This window comes from Catalinimonas locisalis (assembly GCF_038039535.1).
Lineage (GTDB): Bacteria > Bacteroidota > Bacteroidia > Cytophagales > Cyclobacteriaceae > Catalinimonas.
The window spans coordinates 62,713-86,945 of sequence record NZ_JBBPHP010000029.1; the positions used below are offsets into that span (position 1 = coordinate 62,713).

Annotated in this window: 23 protein-coding genes; 17 read left to right on the top strand and 6 right to left on the bottom strand. The window is 43.3% G+C overall.

The window, feature by feature from the left end:
• Positions 1–20: 20 nt before the first annotated feature.
• From WJR50_RS24670 to WJR50_RS24685, 4 genes are all read right to left on the bottom strand, one after another.
• Positions 21–791: a TatD family hydrolase gene (locus WJR50_RS24670; protein ID WP_341295972.1), complete on the bottom strand. Its 771-nt coding sequence runs from the start codon at positions 789–791 to the stop codon at positions 21–23.
• Positions 792–906: 115 nt separating this feature from the next.
• Positions 907–2,112, bottom strand: coding sequence for a glycosyltransferase (locus WJR50_RS24675; RefSeq protein ID WP_341295973.1), 1,206 nt, complete (start codon positions 2,110–2,112; stop codon positions 907–909).
• Positions 2,109–2,741: a polysaccharide deacetylase family protein gene (locus tag WJR50_RS24680; RefSeq protein ID WP_341295974.1), complete on the bottom strand. Its 633-nt coding sequence runs from the start codon at positions 2,739–2,741 to the stop codon at positions 2,109–2,111. Before WJR50_RS24680 ends, WJR50_RS24675 begins: the two co-directional genes overlap by 4 nt.
• A gap of 14 nt (positions 2,742–2,755) precedes the next feature.
• The gene (locus WJR50_RS24685; RefSeq protein ID WP_341295975.1) at positions 2,756–4,024 is read right to left on the bottom strand and encodes a PP2C family protein-serine/threonine phosphatase; all 1,269 of its coding nucleotides are present in this window, start codon (positions 4,022–4,024) and stop codon (positions 2,756–2,758) included.
• 302 nt (positions 4,025–4,326) lie between these two features.
• Here WJR50_RS24685 and WJR50_RS24690 point away from each other — a divergent pair, with 302 nt between their 5' ends.
• Together WJR50_RS24690 and WJR50_RS24695 are read left to right on the top strand one after the other, a co-directional pair.
• Entirely contained in the window at positions 4,327–4,731 is a 405-nt protein-coding gene (locus WJR50_RS24690) for a tetratricopeptide repeat protein (RefSeq protein WP_341295976.1), read from the top strand.
• 129 nt (positions 4,732–4,860) lie between these two features.
• On the top strand, positions 4,861–5,400 hold the full coding sequence (locus WJR50_RS24695; protein WP_341295977.1) for a DsrE family protein: 540 nt from the start codon (positions 4,861–4,863) through the stop codon (positions 5,398–5,400).
• Positions 5,401–5,446: 46 nt separating this feature from the next.
• On the opposite strand, the gene WJR50_RS24700 is transcribed toward WJR50_RS24695, so the two are convergent.
• Entirely contained in the window at positions 5,447–6,712 is a 1,266-nt protein-coding gene (locus WJR50_RS24700; protein ID WP_341295978.1) for a peroxiredoxin family protein, read from the bottom strand.
• 449 nt (positions 6,713–7,161) lie between these two features.
• Here WJR50_RS24700 and mraZ point away from each other — a divergent pair, with 449 nt between their 5' ends.
• Genes mraZ through ftsZ form a run of 11 tightly spaced genes read left to right on the top strand, consistent with a single transcriptional unit; the run spans position 7,162 to position 19,675 of the window.
• Positions 7,162–7,650 carry a division/cell wall cluster transcriptional repressor MraZ gene (mraZ, locus tag WJR50_RS24705; RefSeq protein ID WP_341295979.1) on the top strand — a complete coding sequence of 163 codons (489 nt, stop codon included), beginning with the start codon at positions 7,162–7,164 and terminating at the stop codon, positions 7,648–7,650.
• On the top strand, positions 7,640–8,530 hold the full coding sequence (gene rsmH / locus WJR50_RS24710) for a 16S rRNA (cytosine(1402)-N(4))-methyltransferase RsmH (RefSeq protein WP_341295980.1): 891 nt from the start codon (positions 7,640–7,642) through the stop codon (positions 8,528–8,530). The genes mraZ and rsmH overlap by 11 nt, the downstream gene beginning before the upstream one ends.
• Positions 8,531–8,533: 3 nt before the next feature.
• Positions 8,534–8,917, top strand: a complete 384-nt coding sequence (locus WJR50_RS24715; protein ID WP_341295981.1) for an FtsL-like putative cell division protein — start codon at positions 8,534–8,536, stop codon at positions 8,915–8,917.
• Positions 8,914–11,004, top strand: a complete 2,091-nt coding sequence (locus WJR50_RS24720) for a PASTA domain-containing penicillin-binding protein (RefSeq protein WP_341295982.1) — start codon at positions 8,914–8,916, stop codon at positions 11,002–11,004. Before WJR50_RS24715 ends, WJR50_RS24720 begins: the two co-directional genes overlap by 4 nt.
• A gap of 7 nt (positions 11,005–11,011) precedes the next feature.
• Positions 11,012–12,496, top strand: a complete 1,485-nt coding sequence (locus WJR50_RS24725; protein WP_341295983.1) for a UDP-N-acetylmuramoyl-L-alanyl-D-glutamate--2,6-diaminopimelate ligase — start codon at positions 11,012–11,014, stop codon at positions 12,494–12,496.
• A 27-nt stretch (positions 12,497–12,523) separates the two neighbouring features.
• Entirely contained in the window at positions 12,524–13,777 is a 1,254-nt protein-coding gene (gene mraY, locus WJR50_RS24730) for a phospho-N-acetylmuramoyl-pentapeptide-transferase (RefSeq protein ID WP_341295984.1), read from the top strand.
• 2 nt (positions 13,778–13,779) lie between these two features.
• Complete coding sequence (locus tag WJR50_RS24735) at positions 13,780–14,913, top strand: FtsW/RodA/SpoVE family cell cycle protein (protein WP_341295985.1); 1,134 nt, start codon at positions 13,780–13,782, stop codon at positions 14,911–14,913.
• Complete coding sequence (murG, locus tag WJR50_RS24740; protein ID WP_341295986.1) at positions 14,913–16,052, top strand: undecaprenyldiphospho-muramoylpentapeptide beta-N-acetylglucosaminyltransferase; 1,140 nt, start codon at positions 14,913–14,915, stop codon at positions 16,050–16,052. Before WJR50_RS24735 ends, murG begins: the two co-directional genes overlap by 1 nt.
• A 5-nt stretch (positions 16,053–16,057) precedes the next feature.
• The gene (locus WJR50_RS24745; protein ID WP_341295987.1) at positions 16,058–16,810 is read left to right on the top strand and encodes a cell division protein FtsQ/DivIB; all 753 of its coding nucleotides are present in this window, start codon (positions 16,058–16,060) and stop codon (positions 16,808–16,810) included.
• Positions 16,811–16,821: 11 nt separating this feature from the next.
• Entirely contained in the window at positions 16,822–18,138 is a 1,317-nt protein-coding gene (gene ftsA, locus WJR50_RS24750; RefSeq protein WP_341295988.1) for a cell division protein FtsA, read from the top strand.
• A 55-nt stretch (positions 18,139–18,193) separates the two neighbouring features.
• Entirely contained in the window at positions 18,194–19,675 is a 1,482-nt protein-coding gene (gene ftsZ, locus WJR50_RS24755) for a cell division protein FtsZ (RefSeq protein ID WP_341295989.1), read from the top strand.
• 7 nt (positions 19,676–19,682) lie between these two features.
• On the opposite strand, the gene WJR50_RS24760 is transcribed toward ftsZ, so the two are convergent.
• On the bottom strand, positions 19,683–20,207 hold the full coding sequence (locus WJR50_RS24760) for an NADPH-dependent FMN reductase (RefSeq protein ID WP_341295990.1): 525 nt from the start codon (positions 20,205–20,207) through the stop codon (positions 19,683–19,685).
• Between the two features lie 172 nt (positions 20,208–20,379).
• Here WJR50_RS24760 and WJR50_RS24765 point away from each other — a divergent pair, with 172 nt between their 5' ends.
• The 4 genes from WJR50_RS24765 to WJR50_RS24780 all read left to right on the top strand — a co-directional run bounded on the left by WJR50_RS24765 (position 20,380) and on the right by WJR50_RS24780 (position 23,862).
• The gene (locus tag WJR50_RS24765; RefSeq protein ID WP_341295994.1) at positions 20,380–20,829 is read left to right on the top strand and encodes an SRPBCC family protein; all 450 of its coding nucleotides are present in this window, start codon (positions 20,380–20,382) and stop codon (positions 20,827–20,829) included.
• Positions 20,830–20,988: 159 nt separating this feature from the next.
• Positions 20,989–22,089 (top strand): Re/Si-specific NAD(P)(+) transhydrogenase subunit alpha, encoded by a 1,101-nt coding sequence (locus WJR50_RS24770; RefSeq protein ID WP_341295991.1) that lies wholly within the window; start codon positions 20,989–20,991, stop codon positions 22,087–22,089.
• 26 nt (positions 22,090–22,115) lie between these two features.
• A complete protein-coding gene (locus WJR50_RS24775) occupies positions 22,116–22,433 on the top strand; it encodes an NAD(P) transhydrogenase subunit alpha part 2 (protein WP_277487574.1) in 318 nt (105 codons plus the stop codon).
• 40 nt (positions 22,434–22,473) lie between these two features.
• A complete protein-coding gene (locus tag WJR50_RS24780) occupies positions 22,474–23,862 on the top strand; it encodes an NAD(P)(+) transhydrogenase (Re/Si-specific) subunit beta (protein WP_341295992.1) in 1,389 nt (462 codons plus the stop codon).
• Positions 23,863–24,233: the final 371 nt, after the last annotated feature.

Here is a 24,233-nt window from a genome sequence, read left to right on the forward strand (position 1 = left end):
AGAAGAAAGCAAAAATACGATTAAAATGAATTAAATAACGAAAGTGCGTTAGAAGTTGTAGTATTTGCGAGTGTTTCTAACTCCATTTTTCGGTACTCGGCTATTTTATTAGCGATCAGAGGAATGTAAGATGGTTCGTTTCGCTTTCCTCTTTTGGGTACCGGGGCCAGATAAGGACTGTCAGTTTCCAATACAATCTGGTCCAAGTCTATATCAGGAATGACCTCATCCATTTTGGCATTTTTGAAAGTAGAAACGCCGCCCAGCCCTACCAGAAAACCTACTTCTTTGATGCGTTTTGCATCTTCTATGCTCCCTGTAAAGCAATGGAATATACCTCTAAGCCTTTCATCATGTAATGCTTCCACCAGGCGGATACTATCTTCAAATGAGTCGCGCGTGTGGATTACGATAGGTAATTGATATTTCTTTGCCCATTCAATCTGTATTTTAAAAGCCTCCTGCTGTTGCTCAGCAAAACTCGTATCCCAATAATAATCCAGACCGATTTCTCCTACGGCTGCAAAAGATCTTTTGCTCAGCCACTCTTCCACCCGATAAAGCTCTTTTTCAAAATCTTTTTTCACAGAGGTAGGGTGCAGCCCCATCATAGGAATACATTGTTGAGGATTACGGTTTTCTAACTCCAGCATACCATCTACAGAAGTGTGGTCAATGTTGGGCATATAAATCTTCTCCACGCCCTCCTCCCGACATCTGTCCAGTACATCATTGATGTCCTCTTTAAATTTTTCGTCATAAATATGGGCATGAGTGTCAATAAAAGTCATAGTAATGCTTGTTAAATTAATCTGGCAATGATCTTTGTAGCTTACGCAATGTGTTCAAACCAATAAAGGAATCTTAGAGAAGTCAATAAATAGTCTATTTATTATACTACACTTTTCAATACTTTCTACCTTTCCATCTTGTTTTGATGGGTAAGAAATATACTGCCAGAGTAAGCAGGGTCAGTATTGCTGCATACAGATCATAGAGCATAAGATAACGTATCAGCTTGTTTCTGTATTTTTTGCTCAGGCGTAATTTTGCTTCTACTGCCAGAATAAAAAAGCTTTGAAGTACTGCTTTACAAAGCCACAACCCCAAACCGAAAAAAGGGTGAAAAAAGAGTAAAAATATAATCAGCGGAAAAAACAGCGCCTGTAAAAAAAGGATACTAAGAATGGGCAAAGGTAGGCGGATAGCGCCATGCATCCAGCGTTTACGTTGTTGTAATAGTTCACTCCATGAAGTCATGGGCTGTGTAAAGGCTACTATCTCCGATGCTACTACATTCCTGAAGCCATAATCTCTGCTAGTGATCTGGTGTAATATCTGAAAGTCTTCAGTGATGGAAAAAGGCAAATTTTCATAACCTCCGGTAGCACGATATGCCGGTCGGTACATCATCATATTGTTGCCCATGGTGGCGATGGGCATACCCCAGTCGCTGGCTACTTTTACCATACCCAAAGCAAAAAGCCAGTCAATGCGTTGTAATTGTCCCCAGGGAGTACTGCTGTCTACCAGCGTGATGCCGGTAACTACACCAATTTCCTTCTTTTTAGGCTGGGCTTGCCAGCTTTGTACCATGCCCCTTATCCAATTAGATTGCACTTGCATATCTGCATCAGTGACGAGCAGAAGTTGGGGAGGTTCGGTTCGTTGCTCTACTGCCATGACCAGTTGTGCGAGTACATTGGCTTTTGCCTTCGCCTCTCCTGCTTGTTCTTTGATATCTATACAGTGTACACGTGAATCTTTACTTTCATAGGCCTGCGCAATGGTCAGGGTTTCATCTTCAGAGGCATCATTGCCTATCCAGATTTCTAGTTTGTCTACCGGATAGTCGGAGGCTAAAAGACTCTCCAAGCAGGAGGCTAGTAAAGCTTCTTCATTCCTTACAGCCAGCAGCACTGCAACTTTTGGATACGCAGATAAGCTGGGCCGATGCATGGGGAGCAGTTCGGAATGAGTTTGGAAGGTTTGATCTTTTTCTGAAGTTCCGTAGCTGCGAAAGTTAAACCGCCAGAAAAATAGTAAGAGTATATCGGCTACAATCGTACCCGCAGCCATAATAATTGCTAATGTAATGGTGGTGTCATTCACAATGCGGAAAACTGATAACCTGCTTCGGCAAAGTGTGCCAGGTAGTGGGGGAGTACATATTTCAGGTTTTTTGCTGCTTTGTGACTATCGTGAAAAATAATGATAGTACCGTGAGTAGTATGGTGGACACATTTTTGCAAGCATTTTTCTGCGGGAAAGTCCGGGTCATAGTCTCCTGCCAGAATATCCCACATCACAATTTGATACTCATTTTTTAACAGCTTAATCTGGGAGCGTTTGATCTTACCATAAGGAGGTCGGAACAAAGGTTTTTTCAATTCATTAGTGAACTGTTCCTGGCTCTGCCGGCAGTACATTATGTTTTGGAGATAGTAAGTGTTTTCGGTTCTCCATCCATTCAGATGGTTATAGGTATGGTTTCCGGTACGGTGACCGGCATCCAGGATTTCTTGGTATATCTGTGGGTAACGGTCAACATTTTCACCCACACAGAAGAAAGTCGCTTCAGCATCATAGTCTTTCAAAGTATCCAATACAAAAGGAGTAACTTCAGAAACGGGCCCGTCATCAAAGGTCAGAAATATTTTTTTTCCACTTTCTTTCTTCTGGTCCCATAGTAGGTCGGGGTAAAATAATTTGAGTAATGAGGGTGTTTTGAAGAAATTCATATACTCATCTGTTCCTATGAAGGCTCTTTACCGAGGTTAGTATTTACCATGACTGACATAAAGGTGATATCATCATGGTATTCATTACCTCCGCTAAATTCATCCAGCTCTTTGAAAAGGTAACGGTGGATGTCTGGCAGGCTTAGGTCAGCATGGCGTACAAGAAACTCTTGTAGGCGTTCCATTCCATACTCTTCATCATTCTGATTAAAAGTTTCGGTAAGTCCGTCAGTATAAGCAAAGAGCATAAAGTTGTCTATATCTTCTACCAGCCCTTCATTAAGAAAAGGGAGGGGATGAAAGCTCCCCAGCATGACCGTTCCCTGGTCCATAAGTTGGATTTGCTTATTGACATCAATGAGCATGGGAGGTGTATGACCGGCATTTACATAGCGAAGTTGCTTTACTTCCTCATCATAAATAGCTATAAAGAAAGTAATAAAGTTTTCACCATTGGCACTTTGCATCACCTGATAGTTGAGTTCTGAGATAACCTCTCTCAGGTTCATGGTCTGTCGTACAATAGTGCGTAGAGCCGCCTGAAAGTTAGACATCAGTATTGCCGCTGGTACTCCTTTGCCCGATACATCGGCGATGCAGAACAGAGAATGAGTGGCGGTAAGTTTGATAAAATCATAATAGTCACCCCCCACAGAGTGGTGAGGCATATAGCTGGCTTCTACCTTTAGCCCTTCATGCTGGGGCAACTCTTTGGGAAAAAGAAACTGCTGTACCTGACGGGCAATCTCCATTTCTTTGCGCATAGCCTCCTGTACCAATTGGCGTCGGGCCAGCTTTTTATTTTCAATGGCCACGATAATGATATTACTAAGTGCCTGGATGAAGGTAGTGCCGATCTCCGTTTGCTGACCGTCAATTTCTTTTTGTAGCCCACCCAAGAATACCAGGGCCAGAATTCTGTTTTTATGCGATACTGGTATGACAATATCAAACTCCTCAAAGAGGCCCGGCTCACTAAGCTCTTCTATCTGAGTAATCTGATTAATAGAAAGGAAATGTTCGTCCAGCATTACATTGGTAAAGCTGATCTCTGTTCCGAAGTTAGTTTTACACTCCCAATGGTCTGCGTTGCTCTCTTCTTCCATCAGAACATAGAGCGCCAGCTTCTGAATGTTCAGATTGGCACGCAGGGTAAAGTTAAAAATCTTATAAAGGGAGTCTTCCGAAAGGTTATTGTTGATAGCCTGCGTTACTTCCAGCAAAGAGTTCAGTTCAAGCTCCTTGAGCTCATATTGGGTTCTGAGTATTGTGTTTACGTCCATGTAGTCCTCCACAGCAAGGCCTCCAACTTATGCTGCTATTGCTTTCTTATTATAAGTTTGCCTTCTACAAAATTAACATTTTAGCGCAAAAAGAAAATTGTACTTATGGAATTGACCCTGCTGCTGCTTTAGAGCAAGTTATTGTGTTCGCTCCTGTGACAAAAGTGTCCGCTAGAGAACACTTGAAGATATGTTCATTCTTCATAATCATTTGCTATTCAGTCGCTTATATTTTTGGCATACCGTTGGTCAATAGAGTTATCAAACAACATTAACTTTTTTTAACCCAAATTTTGAAAGACATGAAATCAGTTACCAAAACTTTAATCCTAGCTTTAGTAGCCATAGTTGTAAACGTAAGTGCATTTGCAGGAGTAGATGTAGACAAGACTACCGAAAAAGCCCGTGAAGCAGTAGAAGCCGCCAGCCCGGATGATTGGCATACTTATGCTGAGGCTGCAGAAAAATGTATTAAGAAAGGAGTAAACCTTAAAGAAGCAGCAGCATGGATTAAAAAATCAGTAGAAATTAAAGAGACTTCTTATAATCTGAAAGTGCTGGGAGATTATTACGAAATGAATAAACTTCCTGAACAAGCCATTGAAGCTTATAGCAAAAGTATCAGAGTAGGAAGAATGGAAGATAAAAATTATGCTGATAAAGCAACTCAGGATAAAATTGTAAAATTAGTTCGGCAGTTAGGTTAGTTTATTGGTAAGCAGATGAAAGAGGCTCCTTCGGGAGCCTTTTTTTATGGCTATGAAACAGTTATATCCCACTTTTTAGGTGAACTTGTTCAATTCCGCTATCATTAGGTTTTAATTAACCAATTCCTTATGTATAAGCACTTGTTCCTTACCGCTACTTTGCTAATAGTAATCTGTCTGACAGGCTATGCCCAGAACAGACAAAATCCTGCTGTGCCAGAATACGGTGGTATTTATGAAATTCCTGAAGCGACTAAACATCCCGATCCTTCCCTGGAATATAAAATAGTGATTGATGTGAAAGGTGGTGCTGAGATTGCGGAGGAAGAGAATCGCTCTCTGATCAATATTGCCCGTACGCTGAACCTGCATGTGCAGGGAGGAGTCCCCAAAGAAAATATCAAAATCGTAGCTGTAGTTCATAATCTGGCCACTCCCGTAGTTTTAAGTAATGAGGCCTACCAAAAACATTTTAGTGTGGATAATCCTAATGACAGTCTCATTCATGCCCTCACAGAGGCAGGAGTGGAAATGCATGTGTGCGGACAATCTCTGATTGCTCGCAGATATGCCGACGAAACCCTGCACCCGGATGTAGCCGTTTCTATTTCTGCCATGACCATCCTAACCGAGTACCAGCTCAAAGGCTATGCTTTGCTCTCTTTTTGAGTACTGTCAGATTTACAATACCGGGTAGTTACCAGTTGTTCGTTACTTAAACATTTGCCTCTTCAGCAAGTAACTTGTCCATCAACTCATTAAACTCTTCTACATAGCGTTCGTAGTAGACGCCTGTACCGGGGCCGCTAAAGCCAGTGTGTATATTACGTACCTGCCCGTTTTTATCAATGAAAATGGAGGTAGGAAAGGACATCACCCGGTTGAGCATAGGTAGCGATTCACTGGCGGCCTCCTTGCTGGAAACTCCGGCAATCAGAAAGTCATAGCCCACATCAAGTTTTTCAATCATCTTCCTAACCCGGCTGCTGGCATAGTCAAAATCATCTTTGCGCTCATAGGCCAGCCCAATGATTTCTACACCTTCGCCCTGGTGGCGGCGGTACCAGTCGGCATAGAATTTTGTCTCGTCCATGCAGTTGGGGCACCAGGTTCCGAAAAGCTGTACGATTACCACTTTGCCCTGGTACTGCTCGTCGCTAAGTGAAACAGACTCACCTTCCAGGTTTGGAAAAGTGAATTCTACTTTGTCGTACCCTTCTTTCAGGTAAGTAAGCTCATTGGGATTGGGCAGCTCCGCTTCTTCATTTCTTACAGCAGTCCATGTATTGTGGTAGCTTTTGCCCGACCAGAAGTCACCCTGTAGCGAACCATCTTGCTGCATGCGGGCTTCAAAAAGGTAAGCATGCTCACCATCAAAAGTACTAAGCATCATGGTGTCGCCTTTTACATTTCCTTCCAGAAAACGATAGTCACCGGTAGAGGTAAGAAACGAGCCTGTCACATAATCCCCCTGCTGCTCAAAGATACCGACAGAATGGATTGAGTCTCCTTCAAACTGTACCTCCCACTTCCCCTCAAAACCTTCTGCTTCCTGATTGCTACTTTGGATAAAACGATAATCTTCTCCATAGGTAGCAGTGAAAGGCAGGCGGTAATCTTCAGCGTAATTTTTGATGAACACTCCTTGCAGTTTTTCGCCGTATATCTTCGCTCTGATCTGGGTATCAAAAAAGCTCATGGGCATGATGAGCGAGTCGCCTTCCACACTCACTTCGTCTATCAAAAGTTTTTCCTCCCCATTGATCAGATGGACTTCATATTCCATGCTGTCTACTTCAGCTACTTCAAAAGTGAAAGGTAGTTTTTGATCCTGAATGTCTAGCTCCGCCCTCCATGTGCCGGTCAAAAGTTTAGGTTTATCTGAGGTGTTGGCAGGAGGGTTACATGCTCCAAAAACAAATGATAAAAAGAGTAGGTAGAGTAGAGTTTTGCTATACATAGGATAAGATAAATAAGTCATATGCTTATGTAACAGAATATTACACCTGTGAGATGTCAAATAGGTAAAATTATTTTAGAAACAGGGAGCAAAGTAAGAAATTCATCAAAGATGTATTGGATTTTAGGGACTTTTTTATAGGCCATATCTTTTCTCAAAATCCCCAAAAATTGCTGCGCTTATTCATTCATCAAAAAACGGCCAATATACTTCATTCAGGCAAATTACCGGGTGCTGAATAATCTTTGTTAGCAGTATAGGGGTTGATTAATAACATAAAATAATAAAAAATAACATATGTTATATTAAATTGCCAATTTGTACTTTTAATAAGTACAACCCTCTAAATTGTACAGAAACGTAAGTTTTGAGCATAAAAAATTGTAAAAAATCGTGGGAAAAAGTGGGAAGAAGTGGAGGAGGTTATCATAATTTTTATTAAGTTTGTTTTAAATAGCTATTTACAGTACATGGCAATTTTCACCGGTGAGTACGAATGCAAATTGGATGCTAAAGGTAGGGTTTTGCTTCCTGCAAAGGTAAAAGCAAAGCTTCCGGAATGCTCCAAACATGAAATTGTACTCAGTCAGGGATTTGAACCTTGCCTGATTATTTATACGATTGAAGAGTACACTAAAAAGTACGAAAAATTTTCTTCACTCAGTAGTTTTAATGAAGAGCAAAGAAAATTACAGCGCAATTTTTTTAGAGGGAGTATGGAAGTGGAGTTGGACAACATGGGGAGATTTTTAATACCCAAAAGAATGGCTCAGTACGCAAGGCTGGGAAGAGAGGTAATCATAGCCGGAAACGGAAATTTCTTAGAGATCTGGAATCCGATAACTTTTGAAGAGTATTTGTTCAAAGACCCCAAAGAGTTTTCGGCGCAGGCGCAGAAGCATTTGTATAATGACATGGATCCTGATAGGGAAAATAATGAAAGTCCTGATGTATCATAAACCTGTATTTCTTAAAGAGAGTGTTGACGGACTCGTGTGGAAGTCAGAGGGCACCTACGTGGACCTGACTTTTGGAGGGGGTGGGCATAGCGCTGCTATTCTGGATAGACTGCAGGGGGGAAGGCTCTATGCTTTTGATCAGGATCAGGATGCGGCAGAGAATGCTGAAGGCCTGGCGCTGACTTTTATTCAGGCAAACTTCCGTCATCTTAAGCGCTACCTGAAGCTGTATGGCGTAAGCGAAGTAGATGGAATTCTGGCTGACCTGGGGGTTTCGTCTCACCAGTTTGATGTGCCGGATCGTGGCTTCTCTACTCGCTTTGAAGCGGACCTGGATATGCGGATGGACCAGCAGGCGCAGCGTACCGCCAAAGAAGTGGTGAATAACTACCATGAAAAGGAGTTACATCAGTTACTGGGAATGTACGGAGAAGTGAAAAATGCCAGGACTTTGGCGCAGGCAATAGTAGCGGCCAGGACCAACAAAACGATTGAAACGGTAGAGGATTTGAAGCAGGTGCTGAACAAATTTGCACCAAAAGGTCGAGAGGCTAAATACTACGCACAGGTGTTTCAAGCGTTAAGGTTAGAAGTGAATGATGAAATTAAGGCCTTGGAAGAGATGCTAGAGCAGAGTGTAGACCTGCTGGCTCCCGGTGGCAGACTGGTAGTGATCTCTTATCATTCGCTGGAAGACAGGTTGGTGAAAAACATTATCAACAAAGGAAAACTATATGGAGAGGTGGAAAAGGATTTTTATGGAAACCCTCAGCTGCCTCTGAAAGCTGTAAACAAGAAGCCGCTGATGCCTTCGCAGGAGGAAATCAGGGAAAACAACAGGGCGAGAAGTGCAAAATTGAGAATTGCTGAAAAACGCTAAAATATGAAGACAGCAGTAAAAAACAGGTATAAGATAAAAACAAAAGAAAGTAAACCTAAAGGAGAAAGTCTGTTCACCAAGATAGATCGTCTGCTCAAAGTAGACACTTCTTTTGACAGTGGCTTGCCGGTTCGCTTTGTTCCCTATGTGCTCTACTTTACCTGCCTGGGGCTATTCTATATCGGCAATAATCATTACGCAGAAAAAACCATCAGAAAAATCAACCGACTGGATGAAGAAGTAGAAGATCTCAGGGCAAACTATACCACGCTTAAGGCTGACTATATGTTTGAGAGCAAGCAGTCGGAAGTAGCCAAGCGAGTGAAGAAACTTGGGCTGGAAGAAAGTGAAACACCACCACACAAAATTATAGTGGAAGAAAAGTGAGTATCAAGAGATCCATATTGCTCCGTGTAAGGGTTGCCTTTCTGGTAGTATCCCTTTTTGCTTTGGCGCTCTTTTTCCGCATGGCTGAGATTCAGTTTGTGGAAGGGGAAAAATGGAAGGCTATGGCAGAGGAGATCAACCTGCAGTATAAAACAATACCGGCAGTAAGGGGAAATATCTATGCGGAAGACGGTAGCCTGCTTGCTACTTCTCTGCCTTTTTATAGAGTGGCTTTTGATCCTTCTATCGCAAGTGATGAACTGATGGAATCTTCTGTGGATTCTCTTTCTATGTTGCTGTCCCGCTTCTTCGGAGATCACAGTCCGGTAGAATACAAGCGTCGTATCCTCAATGCCCGTGCTAAAGGTCGTCAATACTTGATACTGAACAGAGAGAAAATTAATTATCTCAGCAAAAAAGAAATGGAAAAATGGCCGGTCTTCCGTGAAGGTAAATACGGAGGAGGGGTGATTTTTGAAAAAGTGAATGAGCGTTACAAGCCTTTCTCTTTTCTGGGTGCGCGTACTATCGGTCATATCAACGAAAATAACAAAGGTGCAGGCCTGGAGTACAGCTTCAATGAATATCTGGCAGGCAGAGATGGCAAAGGTTTATTCCAGAAAATGGCAGGCAGCTACTGGAAGCCTATTTACGATGGCACCCAGGTGAAGCCGGTGGCTGGATATGATATTGTCAGTACCATTGATGTCAACATACAGGATGTGGCACAGTCTTCTTTGATGAAGGCTTTAATTGAACATGAGGCTGACTACGGCTCAGCAGTAGTGATGGAAGTGAAGACCGGAGAGATAAAAGCAATCTCCAACCTGACCCGCTACGAAAATGGTAACTATGGCGAAAGCTATAATCACGCGGTAGGTGGGCTGACTGAGCCAGGTTCTACTTTCAAGCTGGCTTCTGTGATTGCTCTCATGGAGGAAGTACACCTCAACCTAAACGACAGCATTGATGCGGGAGATGGCAGGTATGAATTTTATGACAGGGTAATGACCGATCATGAATATGGTGGATATGGTATGATTAGTTTTAAAGATGCCTTTTCTCATTCTTCCAATATCGCCATTTCCCGTTGGGTAAATCATCATTTTGGCCTGAAGCCGGAGCGCTTTGTCAACTATATCCAAAGCATGGGGCTGGCCGACCGGGTAGGTTTTCAGATCAAAGGAGAGGGTATGCCATATATTAAACTACCAGGTGATAAAAGTTGGAGTGGTGTATCACTGCCCTGGATGTCAATTGGCTACGAATTGAAGCTTACGCCTATACAGATACTTGCCTTTTATAATGCTGTGGCCAATGATGGTAAGATGATACAGCCTATTATCGTCAAGTCAGTCAAGCAGGCAGATAAGGAAGTAGAAATTTATCAGAGTGGAGTATTGAATGAGCAAATCTGCTCCCGGGAAACACTGGAGAAAGTGAAGACTATGCTGGAGAGTGTGGTAGAAGAAGGTACTGCTAGCAATATCAAAAATAGTTACTACAAAATTGCTGGTAAAACAGGTACGGCACAAAAACTTAAAAACGGACGCTACACGCGTCAGTACTATACTTCTTTCGTAGGCTACTTTCCTGCAGATGATCCTAAGTACAGTTGCATTGTAGTCATTGATGATCCCAAAGGTTTTCATCAATATGGTAGTAGTGTAGCGGCGCCGGTCTTCAAAAATATTGCGGACAAAATATATGCTACCGATCTGGAGATTCACGAGCCGCTGCCCAAGCAGTTTGCTCGCGAAGAGGGAATATTTCCGGTGATACAGGCGGGACGCTACGATGATTTGCAGACTGTAATGAAGACCCTGGCAATAGAGCATGAGCATACTGATGCTGCCGAATGGGTAAGAGCACAAAGGGCTGGCAATAAAGTGAGTTGGAATGAAAGCACCACCTCCTTTGAATACATACCTGATGTGCGGGGCATGACCATGCGGGACGCGATTTTTCTACTGGAAAACAGAGGACTCAGAGTAGACTATCAGGGAAGTGGCAGAGTTTTAAAACAATCGCAGCAGCCTGGCAATAAGGTAATCAAAGGAAGTAAGATAAATTTACAATTAGGATAGGAGAGATATGGCGATTCTGAAAGACATATTATACAAAGTTTCCCTTCGCTCAACGGTAGGCGATACTTCTATTGAGGTGTCCTCCATCGTGTTTGACTCTCGCAAAGTGGAGCAGGGAAGTGTCTTTGTAGCGGTAAGCGGTACCCAGGTAGACGGACATCAGTTCATTGATTCGTCTATCCAGAAGGGAGCAATAGCCATTGTCTGTGAGCGCATGCCAGAGAAGACTCAGGAAGGAATCACCTATGTGGAAGTGGACAAAAGTGCGGAGGCTCTGGGAATTATGGCTTCTAACTTTTATGGTAATCCTTCTTCTAAAATGAAAGTGGTAGGTATTACCGGTACTAATGGTAAAACAACTGTGGTGACGCTCTTACAGCAATTGTTTATCAGGCTGGGCTACAATACGGGCTTGCTTTCCACAGTCAATAATAAAATTAATGACAAAATTATTCCGGCTACTCATACTACGCCGGATGCGGTACAGCTCAATGCGCTGATGGCGCAGATGGTGAAGGAAGGCTGTACGCACTGTTTCATGGAGTCTAGCTCGCACGCGATTGATCAGCGACGTATCGCAGGAATCAAATATGCCGGAGCGGTATTCAGCAATATTACGCATGACCATCTGGACTACCACAAAACTTTTGAGAATTACATCAATGCCAAGAAGAGACTTTTTGATGAGCTGGGTTCCGATGCATTTGCCCTGGTCAATATTGACGACAAGCGCGGACAGATCATGTTGCAGAATACCAAAGCCAGCAAAAATACTTTTTCGCTTAAAAGTGCCAGTGATTTTAAAGGTAAAGTTTTGTCCAATTCACTTCAGGGATTGGAGATGGAAATCGGGGGAAAAGATATACCTTCGCAGCACGTTTGGTTTAAGCTCATTGGTGACTTCAATGCTTACAATCTGCTGGCTGCTTATGGAGTAGGGATACTGCTGGGGGAGGCACCTGAAGATGTACTAACGCAACTTTCGGATGTGCAGCCAGCCAGAGGGCGCTTTGAGCAGGTGGTTTCTTCTACCGGAGTAACCGCTATTGTGGATTATGCGCATACACCGGATGCTTTGGACAATGTATTGAAAACTATTCAGAAAGTGCGCACCAAAAATGAGCAGGTGATTTGTGTGGTGGGTTGTGGCGGAGACAGAGATAAGACCAAGCGGCCTGAAATGGCGGCCATTGCCACACGCTACAGTGATAAGGTAATCCTTACTTCTGACAATCCCAGAAGCGAAGACCCTGAGCAAATCATTGAAGATATGCGTGCCGGAGTGAGCGCTGCGAATTACAAAAAAGTGTTGTCGATTACTAACCGCAAGGAAGCGATAAGAACTGCCTGTATGATGGCACAGGCAATGGATATTGTATTGGTAGCGGGGAAAGGGCACGAAACCTATCAGGAAATCAAAGGAGTAAAACATGACTTTGATGATTTCCAGGTCATAGAAGAAGTATTTAATCAAATGCAAAAGGGCAAATAGCACTGAGCTAAAAAGCCAAAAGAGACTATGCTGTATTATTTGTTCGACTATCTGAATCGTGAGTTTGACTTACCCGGAGCAGGAGTTTTCCAATTCCTCTCCTTCAGGGCAGGAATGTCTATACTTTTTTCGCTGATCATCACGATCACTTTTGGCAAACAGCTGATCAATTTGCTTCATAGAAAACAGGTAGGAGAAGAAATCAGAGACCTGGGCCTGGAAGGGCAAATGCAGAAGAAAGGAACGCCTACTATGGGAGGCCTGATCATTCTTGCTGCGATCATCATCCCTACTTTGCTTTTTGCCCGCCTGGAAAATATCTACGTCATCCTGGCCTTAATCGTTACTGTATGGATGGGGCTGGTGGGTTTCTTAGATGACTATATCAAAGTATTCAGAAAAAATAAAGAGGGTCTGGCTGGGAAGTTCAAGATTGTAGGTCAGGTAGGTGTAGGCCTGATTGTAGGATCAACACTCTTTTTCCACGAAGATGTAGTAGTGCGTGAATTTGATGAGAGTGTATTGGAAATGTTTTCTTCGTCAGATAATCCGGCTTTAGATATTCCGGAGTCTGCTTATGAGGATGTAAAAACTACAGAAACCACCATTCCATTTGTCAAAGGTAATGAAGCAGATTACGAGAATTTCATCTCCTTCATCACTTTTGGTTTAATACAAATTGATAACCGTTTTACCTGGATCATCTATCTGGCGATAGTTACCTTCATCATTACAGCGGTTTCTAATGGAGCCAACATTACCGATGGAATAGATGGTTTGGCAGCAGGCTCCTCAGCAATTATCGGACTTGCATTGGCTATCTTTATTTATGTGTCAGGTAATCTGCGCTTTTCGCAGTACCTCAACATCATGTACATACCCGATTTGGGAGAGTTGGTAATCTTTACCACAGCTTTTGTAGGAGCCTGTATCGGGTTTCTCTGGTACAATTCCTTTCCTGCACAGGTATTTATGGGAGATACAGGCAGCCTTGCCATTGGTGGAATTATAGCAGTGTTGGCACTGGCAGTAAGAAAGGAAATTTTGATCCCCCTCTTGTGTGGCATCTTTGTGATAGAAAATCTTTCTGTCATCATGCAGGTGTCTTATTTCAAGTACACCAAAAAGAAATACGGAGAAGGGAGGCGGATTTTCAGAATGTCTCCTCTGCACCATCATTATCAAAAAGGTGGATTACACGAAGCCAAAATCGTGACGCGCTTCTGGCTGGTAGGACTTATGTTAGCAATTTTAACACTGGTAACGCTTAAAATACGATAGCTATGATTAGGATACTGGCAAAGCGATACTTACACGGAGATCCGGTGATCTGGATGGTAGTTCTGCTGCTTTCGGCTGCAGGTGTGTTGGTGGTATACAGCACTACCAGTACGCTGGCGTATCGTTTACAGGGTGGCAATACCGAATACTATCTGTTCAAGCATCTTACGTTGCTGATGATCAGCCTGGTGGTGATGTATGTAGTTCATAAAGCTAATTACAGAATATTTGCCAGGGTGTCTACGCTGGCCCTCTGGCTTTCAGTACCTCTGTTGCTGTTTACCTGGATGTATGGTGATACCATCAATCAGGCTTCGCGCTGGATTACTATTCCGCTGGTCAACCAGGCATTTCAGCCTTCTGATTTGGCCAAACTGGCCCTGATTACGCACCTGGCAGGTATGCTATCCCGTCGTCAGCAGGCGATCAAAAATTTCAGAGCTACCTTAATTCCGGTGCTCTGCTGGTGTGGGGGTATTTGTGCACTGATTGCGCTATCCGATATTTCTACCGCCATTATGTTGTTTTCTACCTGCATGCTGCTCATGTTCATTGGCAGGGTACCGCTTAAGTATCTGTTTATGCTGGTGCTGGTAGGTAGCTTGTTCGGAAGTGCCGCACTCTTCCTGGGGCAGCGTGCCGAAACCGCCAGAAGCCGTCTGGAAAATTTTATTGACCGGGAAGAAGAGCCTTTCCAGGCCGTGCAATCTTATATCGCTATCGCAACTGGAGGTCTGAAGGGCAAAGGCTGGGGTAATAGCGATCAGCGCAATATTTTGCCGCATTCTTATTCGGATTTTGTATTTGCCATTATAGTAGAAGAGTATGGTTTAGTAGGAGGAGTTGTAGTGATCCTCTTGTATTTAACGCTACTTTACCGTGGTATGCAGGCCGTTTCCAAAAGCGATAGAGCTTTTGGCGGCTTGCTGTCCGCCGGGCTTAGCTTTGCCATCGTTATACAGGCGATGATCAATATGGGAGTAGCAGTTGGATTAGGACCAATTACAGGGCTGCCGCTGCCTTTGGTAAGCATGGGGGGAACATCACTTTTGTTTACCGGAATTGCCCTGGGCATTATCCTGAGTACCAGTAAGCAAAAAGAAGAAGTGGAAGAAACAAAATATCAAATGGCTTAATGCAGGCAGAAAAAAGACCATATCGCATCATCATCAGTGGAGGAGGTACCGGAGGACATATCTATCCGGCCATCGCTATTGCGCATGCGCTACAGTCTTTGCACCCGGAAACTGAAATACTTTTTGTAGGCGCCAAGGGACGTATGGAAATGCAGAAAGTGCCGGAAGCAGGCTATAAAATTATTGGCCTTTGGATAAGCGGTATTCAGCGCAAGCTGACGCTGGATAATCTGGCTTTTCCGCTGAAAGTAACTTCCAGCTTATTTCAGTCTTCGCGAATACTGTCTGACTTCCGTCCAGATGCGGTAGTGGGTGTGGGAGGTTTTGCCAGTGGACCGCTATTATACGCAGCAAGCTGGAAGAATATTCCATCACTTTTGCAGGAACAGAATTCTTATGCCGGACTGACCAACAAACTGCTGGCGGGTAAAGTGAAAAAAGTATGCGTGGCGCATGAAGAGATGGACAGGTTTTTTCCTAAAGAAAAAATAGTTTTTACCGGAAATCCGGTACGCAAAGATATTGTAGCCCTGGCGGCTGAAGGCCTGAACAGTAAAAAGGAAGAAGCCTTCAAATATTTTGATCTTGACCCCAACAAAAAGACCCTGCTGGTAGTAGGAGGTAGCCTGGGTGCAAGAACATTAAATGATAGCATGATTGCTGGAATCAATAAGCTGGTGGCTGAGGATGCGCAGGTGATCTGGCAGTGTGGTAAGTTTTATTATGAAGAGATGACCACCAGGCTCAATGCAATAGAGCAAAAGCAGGGCATTAAGCTGAATGAATTTTTGAGCAGGATGGACCTGGCATACGCTGCGGCAGATGTAGTCATCTCCCGGGCAGGAGCACTGGCGATATCAGAGCTGGCACTGGTAAGTAAGCCGACAGTTTTTGTGCCCTCGCCCAATGTATCGGAAGACCACCAGCGGAAGAATGCTGAGGCTTTGGTGAAACTGGATGCTGCGCTCATGGTAATGGACAAAGATGCAAAAGAGCAGATGATAGACGTGGCGCTTAAGCTTTTGAAGGATGAGCAGCAGCAGAAAGCTTTATCGGAGAATATTGTAAAACTGGCCCGGCCAAAGGCAGCCGAGCATATTGCTAAGGAAGTGATCGGTTTAATTGACTCAAAAAATTAATGGCTATGAAATTCAAAAGATGGGTCAAAATCTGTTTTTTCTCTTTGTGCGTGATGAGTATCATCGCCATGACAGAGAAGCGTCGTAGTGAAAAAGTTTGCCAGCACATCTTAATTCATGTGGACGATCGCTACGAGAACTACTTTATTGATGAGCAGGATGTGCAAATGCTGATGACCGATGCCGGAGCCGATAATGTAGTAGGAAAAAAGAATCTGGAACTGGACCTCAAGGCACTTGAGGGGCGAATAGAAATGAATAAATATGTGCACCGAGCAGAAGTGTACAGAGATGTGAAAGGTAATCTGCTGGTGTACGCTGAGCAGAACCGTCCGGTAGCCCGGGTCATGCGTAGCGACGCTCCCGACGCCTATATCAGTGACGAAGGAGAAATTCTTCCGGTGTCTGACAAATATACAGCACGGGTCATGCTGATTAGCGGAGCGTATACCGGAAAATTGCTCAGACAAAAAATTAAAGAAAGCGAGGAGGGAGCGCAGATATTTAGCCTGATAGACTTTATCCATAAGGATGAATTCTGGAAAGCACAGATCGCTCAGATGGAGATAGAGTCTAACGGAAATATTTTACTTTATCCTCAGGTGGGAAAGCAGTTAATTGAATTCGGAAAAGCCGAAAAAATATCAGAGAAATTTAATAAGTTAGCCGTTTTTTACGAGCAGGTATTACCACGTAAAGGATGGAACTACTATAACAAAGTAAACCTGAAATACCAGGACCAAATTGTGTGTGACTAATCAATAAAGCTATGCAAGAAGAAAATATTGTTGTCGGACTGGATATAGGTACAACGAAGATTTGTGCCATTGTAGGTCGCAAAAATGAATACGGAAAACTGGAAGTGCTGGGAATGGGCAAAGCGAAGTCAGAAGGTGTCCGAAGAGGCATCGTGACGAATATTGATAAGACCATCAGTGCGATTGAAAAAGCAATCAGATCTGCTGAAGAACAATCAGGCATTGAGATACATACTGTAAATGTAGGTATCGCCGGTCAGCATATCAGAAGCTCAATCCATCATGGCAGCATCACACGCAACTCACTGGATGAGGAGATTCGTATGGAAGACATTGAGCGCCTTACCAACGATATGTACCGTATCGTCACACCTCCCGGCTGCGAAATTATCCATGTGATGCCACAGCACTACACTGTGGACTATGAGGATGGTATTGTGGATCCGGTTGGTATGTCAGGCGTTAAGCTGGAAGCGGACTTCCATATTATCACTGCGCAGACTCATGCCATCAACAATATTAACAAATGTGTGAAAAGAGCTGGTCTGGAAATAGAAAACCTGATACTGGAACCGCTGGCTTCCAGCCTGGCAGTACTGAGTGAAGAAGAAAAGAGGGCTGGTGTTTGCCTGGTAGATATCGGCGGTGGCACCACAGATATGGCAATTTTCTACGACGGTATCATTCGCCATACTGCGGTAATTCCTTTTGGTGGAGATATACTTACCCAGGATATCAAGCAGGGCTGTTCGGTAATGGAAGAGCAGGCTGAACTGCTGAAAGTAAAATTTGGTAAAGCAATAGCCGAAGAGGCAAGCTTCAACGAAATTGTTTCTATTCGCGGTTTAAGAGATCGTCCGCCCAAGGAAATTTCGCTCAAGAACCTGGCTTATATTATTGAAGCTCGCATGCAGGAGATTTTTGAACTGGTACATGCAGAGATCATTTCTTCCGGTTATGAAGATAAGCTTGCCGGTGGCGTAGTAGTGACTGGCGGTGGCTCACAGCTACAGTTTGCCAAAGAACTCTGCGAACTCATGTGTGCTACGGACGCTCGTATCGGCTACCCTAATGAATATATGGGTAAAAGTAAAATTGAAACCGTAAAAAGCCCCATGTTTGCCACAGCGGTGGGCCTGGTATTATCGGGCTTCAAGGCCATTGACGAGCGTAACATGGATTACATCAGAAAGAAAAATAAAGAGATGCAGGGCAACAAGCCCCGGAAAGAAAAAGAAACTACGCAGGGCTCTATGTTTTTTCGTAAGATGCTGGAAAAAACTAAAAAAATACTTATTGACGATTTTGACGATAAAGAAAACTATTAAGGTTTTCCTTTGAATAAAAAATTAACCACGGTAATTATTTAAACTCCTTTTGACTATGGCTGACAGAAGTTATGAATTCGATCTACCCACTCAGCATAAATCCATCATCAAGGTTATTGGTGTTGGTGGCGGCGGTAGCAATGCTGTAAATCACATGTACAATCAGGGTATTAAAGATGTTGAGTTTATCATCTGCAATACCGATGCTCAGGCGCTGGAAATCAGCCCTGTACCCAACAAACTACAGATAGGCGGAGAGCTTACCCGGGGCTTGGGTGCCGGTGCTAATCCTGAAAAAGGAAAAGCCGCAGCAATAGAAAGCAAAGAAGAAATCCGTGAGCTGCTGAGCAATGATACGCGTATGCTGTTTATCACTGCCGGTATGGGAGGTGGTACTGGTACTGGGGCAGCACCCGAGATTGCCAAAGTTGCCCGTGAGCTTGGTATCCTGACCGTGGGTATTGTGACTCAGCCATTTGCCTTTGAAGGTAAAAAGAAACAGCGTGCTGCCGAAGAAGGTATTCGCGAACTGAGAAATAATTGCGATACCGTGATCGTAATTCTGAACGACAAGCTCAGAGAAGTTTATGGTAATCTGACCCTGACCAATGCATTTGCACAGGCAGATAACATATTAACTACCGCAGCCAAAAGTATTGCCGAAATCATTACGGTTCCTGGTTATATCAATGTTGATTTTGAAGATGTGAAGACAGTAATGGCTGGTTCAGGCGCAGCTGTAATGGGTTCTGCCAAGGCAGAAGGCGAACACCGTGCTATGCGTGCTGCCGAGGAAGCACTTTCTTCACCGCTGCTTGATGATAAAAATATTAAGGGAGCAAGAAAGATTCTTCTTTCTATCCGTTCAGGCGAGCAGGCTGAAATGCAGATGGACGAGCTTACCGAAATTACTGACCACATCCAGACTGAAGCGGGTGAAGAGGCAGAAGTAATATTCGGTCATGGCTTGGATGATACCCTGGGCGATGCGATTATGGTAACTGTCATTGCTACGGGCTTCAATAACGAACTGGATGATGAGGAGGCTGAAGATACCAAACGAGTTTATGACCTCGACTCCAGCCAAAGAATTAAGAAGGAGGATAAACCGGAGGCCAATCCGCCAGATAGTCCACCGCAGGATATGAGGAATACGCCTGCACCGCCTTCTCCTCCTTTTGAAATTGAGAATTTTGAGGATGAGGAAGACGAAGAGGAAACCGAACAGCAGCGCCAGCAGAAAGAAGAAGACGAACGACTGATTCGTGAAATGTCTTCCAGCAGAAGGTACCTGATGATGAAAGAAGCCTATGAGCGCAAGCTCAAGTTAAAGGGACGTAAGAGCATCAGCTCTCCTGATAACAGTGAGGATATTTTCAAGAAAGAAGATTTTTACAATGAGCCGGCTTATGTAAGAAGAAACATTCATTTGTACAGTGCACCTTCTTATAATGACCGTAATGTGTCGCGCTACTCCTTAGATGATGATGATAATATCATCGGTAACAACAAGTTTCTGCACGACAATGTAGATTAGGAAAGTATTAAAACGCTATAAGCTGATCAGCTTGCAGGCGAAGCACCTCATCGTAGACTTTGCTTGTAAGCTGATTTTCTTTTAGGTACCTATGGATCTCCCCCATTTTTACTTTAAGGGCCAACACATGAACGCCGAGATAATGTAGTACATCAGTAAAATGACTCAGCGGTATACTCGCTCCCTGCACACCGGAAGACAGCCCTACCAACGCACATTTTTTGCCCTGCAAGCCGCTGGGGTAATCCATACCATCAATGAAAGCTTTGAGTACGCCAGGGTAGGAGCCGTTATACTCAGGGATGATAAAAACAAATTTTTCGTGCTCCTTGAAAACCTGTCGGAAGCGATTAAACTGATCATTCTTTCCATTATTCTCATATAAGGCAGTAGCCGTAAAGTCGGCAGGCAGATCTACCAGATTTATGATCTGGCTTTCTACGCCTTTTTCTTGCAACACCTTTTGGTAATAGGCTGCAATGGAGGCTGAAATTGCATTTTTTCTGTTGGTACCCACAACTATCGTAATCATCGCAGTAAATCAGTATTATAAAATTAATCTACAGTTTTATACAAATTATCACGCTTTCTCATTCTAAAAGGCAACAATTACTGGAGAATAAATGAGTATGCAAAAGTATGAGGCTAAAACCGTAATAGCCACTTTACTGTTTGCAAGTAAACTCAATGAACAGTCTGAATATATGAACATAAAAATAAGTACTGTGGTAGAGCAGCCCTATCAGACAGTAATGCAGGGATTCAATGAGGAACTTTTCATGCGCCTCAATCCTCCTTTCCCCCCGGTAAAGCTATTACGTTTTGATGGGTGCAAAAAAGGAGATATAGTAGCTCTGGAACTCAATTTCATCTTTTTTAAACAGCAGTGGATAAGTAAGATTGTGGAAGATGGCTTAAACCAGGAAGAATTTTACTTTATAGATGAGGGCACTAGACTTCCTTTTTTTCTAAAATACTGGCACCACCATCACAGAATACTAAAACATCCTCAGGGAAGCCTAATCATGGATGATATTACCTTCAGGTCACCCTCTCCTTTACTGGATTTATTACTGCTGCCTGTGCTTTGGCTACAGTTTCTTTATCGTAAACCTGTTTATAAAAAAATATTCAGATCAAAAGGTAAGAAATAATGCAACTGATTGCATAGAAATTTGTCTTCTTGCATTTCTTTTGCCTAAATTGGGGCGCCCAAGTAAAAAGGACTAGGCATCAGGGTGTAAGATTTTTGAGTATACCCCCATTTATTAGGAACAAATTTTTTATGTTTACGCTAAATATAAGCTAGATCAATGATAATAGGCGTTCTTAAAGAAGAAGCTGATACCCGGGTGGCACTCACTCCGGATGTAGTGAAAAAACTAACCGACAACAACCAAGTTCTCATCGAGTCAGGCGCAGGCGATAATACTTTTATCTCCGATGCAGAGTACCAGGAAGCGGGTGCAACCATCAGCCAGCGTGATGATATTATTTCCAAAACTACTTTGTTGTTAAGTATCAGACCCCCGGCTGAAGATGTTTTAAGTAAGCTACCTCAGGGGGCTTCCGTAATTTCCTCCTTTCGTCCTTACGAAGATGCAAGCGTTCCTGAAAAGCTAAGTCAATATCCTATCAATGTGTTTAGCATGGATATGATGCCGCGTACCACACTGGCACAGGATAAAGATGTGCTTTCCTCTATGGCTTCAATGGCAGGGTATCGGGCGGTACTGGAAGCAGCAACACATCTGCCTCGCTATTTCCCTATGCTTACCACTGCAGCGGGCAGTATTCCGCCTGCAAAAGTGCTGGTGTTGGGTGCAGGGGTAGCGGGTTTGCAGGCTATTGCCACTGCCAAACGTCTGGGTTCGGTAGTTGAGGCCTTTGATACGCGTCCGGCTGTAAAGGAAGAAGTGCAAAGCTTGGGGGCCAAGTTTGTGGAGGTGGAAGGCGCCCGGGATGACAAAGCTGCCGGTGGTTATGCGGTAGAACAAACGGAAGAGTATAAGCAGAAACAGCGAGATCTGATCTTTGACCGTGCTACCAAATCGGACGTCATTATCACTACCGCCTTGTTAAGAGGAAAGAAAGCTCCCATTCTGATTACTACAGAAATGGTAGAAAAAATGAAACCGGGTAGTGTTATCGTAGACCTTGCTGCTGCTGGTGGAGGTAATTGTGAACTGACACAGAATGAAAAGACCATTGATCATAAGGGAATTACCATTATAGGGGATTCTGCGCTGGAGGCTAAAATGCCTATGCATGCCAGTCTGCTTTTTGCCAAAAACGTATTCAACTTCCTGAAGATCCTGCTGAAAGACGGAGAACTGCAATTAGACATGGAAAACCAGCTGATCAGTGGCACCTGTATTGTACAGGAAGGGAAGAATGTATATGCAGTAAAATAAAACCTGAAACTATAAGCCAAACCTTTATGGACGCACTTATTACTTTTATAAGCGAGAACCTTTTGATGATCTACATTCTGGTTTTTGCTATTTTTTTAGGAACAGAAGTAATTTCAAAAGTACCTACCGTACTTCATACACCTTTGATGTCGGGAGCAAATGCTATTAGTGGTGTAGTCATCATTGGAGCGATCATTCTAATTCGCCAGGCAGATCCTACCAATTACTTTATTCTGATTTTGGGCTTTCTGGGCATTGCGTTGGCAAGCATCAATGTAGTTGGTGGCTATGCTGTGACTGACCGCATGCTGGATATGTTTAAAAATAAAAAGAAGAAGAAGTAGCACTTGTTTCTTGCTTATCTAACGCTAGACCTAACCATACATGACAACCTCTATATACGACTTCTTATATCTCATTAGTATCATTCTTTTCATCATTGGATTGAAAAGACTGAGTAGCCCGGATACTGCTCGCAATGGTAATTTAGTAGCTGCCGCTGGTATGGGCTTGGCCATTATCATTTCTCTGGTATACCCATTGGGAGTTGAGCAAAATAACTATGGCTGGGTAGCTGGTGGTATCGTACTTGGCTCAGTGGTGGGTATCACTGCTGCCAAAAAAGTGCAGATGACCGCTATGCCCGAAATGGTGTCCCTCTTCAATGGTCTGGGAGGTGCCTGTGCTTTGCTGGTATCATTGGTAGAGTTTTACAATTATCCAGCTGGAGTTTCCTTATTGAATGGGCAGGTATTTACCACACTTTTTGCGCTCTTCATTGGTAGCATTTCTTTTACTGGAAGTTTAGTGGCATATGGTAAATTACAGGGCTTTCTGCGCGATTCGCTTACTGTCCCTTACCCGCGTGTTGTCAATGCTTTGCTACTTGTAGCTGTCATTGGCCTTATCGCATACATAATGATGATGCCCACTGCTGATTTTAACTGGGCCTTAATTCTGATGGCAGTGTCTTTGGTTTACGGTATTACCTTCGTGACACCCATTGGTGGTGGAGATATGCCGGTGGTTATATCATTGCTCAACTCTTTTACTGGAATTGGCGCGGCGCTGGCCGGATTGATTTACAATAATCAGGTGATGTTGGTAGGCGGTATTCTGGTGGGAGCTTCCGGTACTATACTCACTATTCTTATGTGTCAGGCGATGAACCGTTCTTTATTTAATGTTATCATTGGAGGATTTAGTAGTAGTGGCGGACCTGCTGGCGAAGGAAGAGAGCAAATAGTGAAAGAAGTATCTCCTAGCGATTTGGCCATAGAGCTTAAATATTCAAGTAAAGTGATGGTGGTACCAGGCTATGGTATGGCAGTAGCCCAGGCACAGCATACAGTACACGAACTTGAGAGTATGTTGGAAGAGGAAGGAGTAGATTTTAAATATGCCATCCACCCTGTTGCAGGCCGTATGCCAGGCCACATGAATGTACTTTTGGCAGAAGCAGATGTGCCTTATCCCAAACTATTGGAATTAGAAGAAGCTAACAAAGAGTTAGCGACGACAGACGTTGTGCTGGTGATTGGTGCCAATGATGTAGTGAACCCAGCTGCCAAGGACGACCCCTCCAGTCCTATCCACGGTATGCCTATTCTGGAAGTAGAAAAAGCAAAAAGTGTTATCGTGCTCAAGAGAAGTATGAGCACTGGTTACGCGGGAATTCAGAATCAGCTTTTCTTTGGTGAAAAGACACGTATGCTTTTCGGTGATGCTAAAGCTTCAATCAACAAACTTAAAGAAGAGGTAGATCAGGCATAATCTGACGCCAGAAAATCATTAAATAAGAAGTCTTGCTCGCAAATAGGGCAAGACTTTTGTTTTTCTTACATCATATAAACCTGTCATAGAGCCTTGTTAAAAGCCTTATGCGCTGAGCTACAAAAATATTTGCATTTATTTTTCACAAAGTGTTTGCAGAATCAAAAAGCTACCTTACCTTTGTCATCCCTTTCGGACGGAAAGGTTTTTTAAATGTTGAAAAACTGAGTGTTCTACCACTATTTCTAGCTAATCAAAGCTGCTCTCATCAGGAGAAAAAAATAGAAAATATTTTTCAAAAAAGTTTTGGTAATTGGGAAAGATATTCAGACCTTTGTCATCCCAATCGCGAGAAAGGGAAGGGAGAAAAA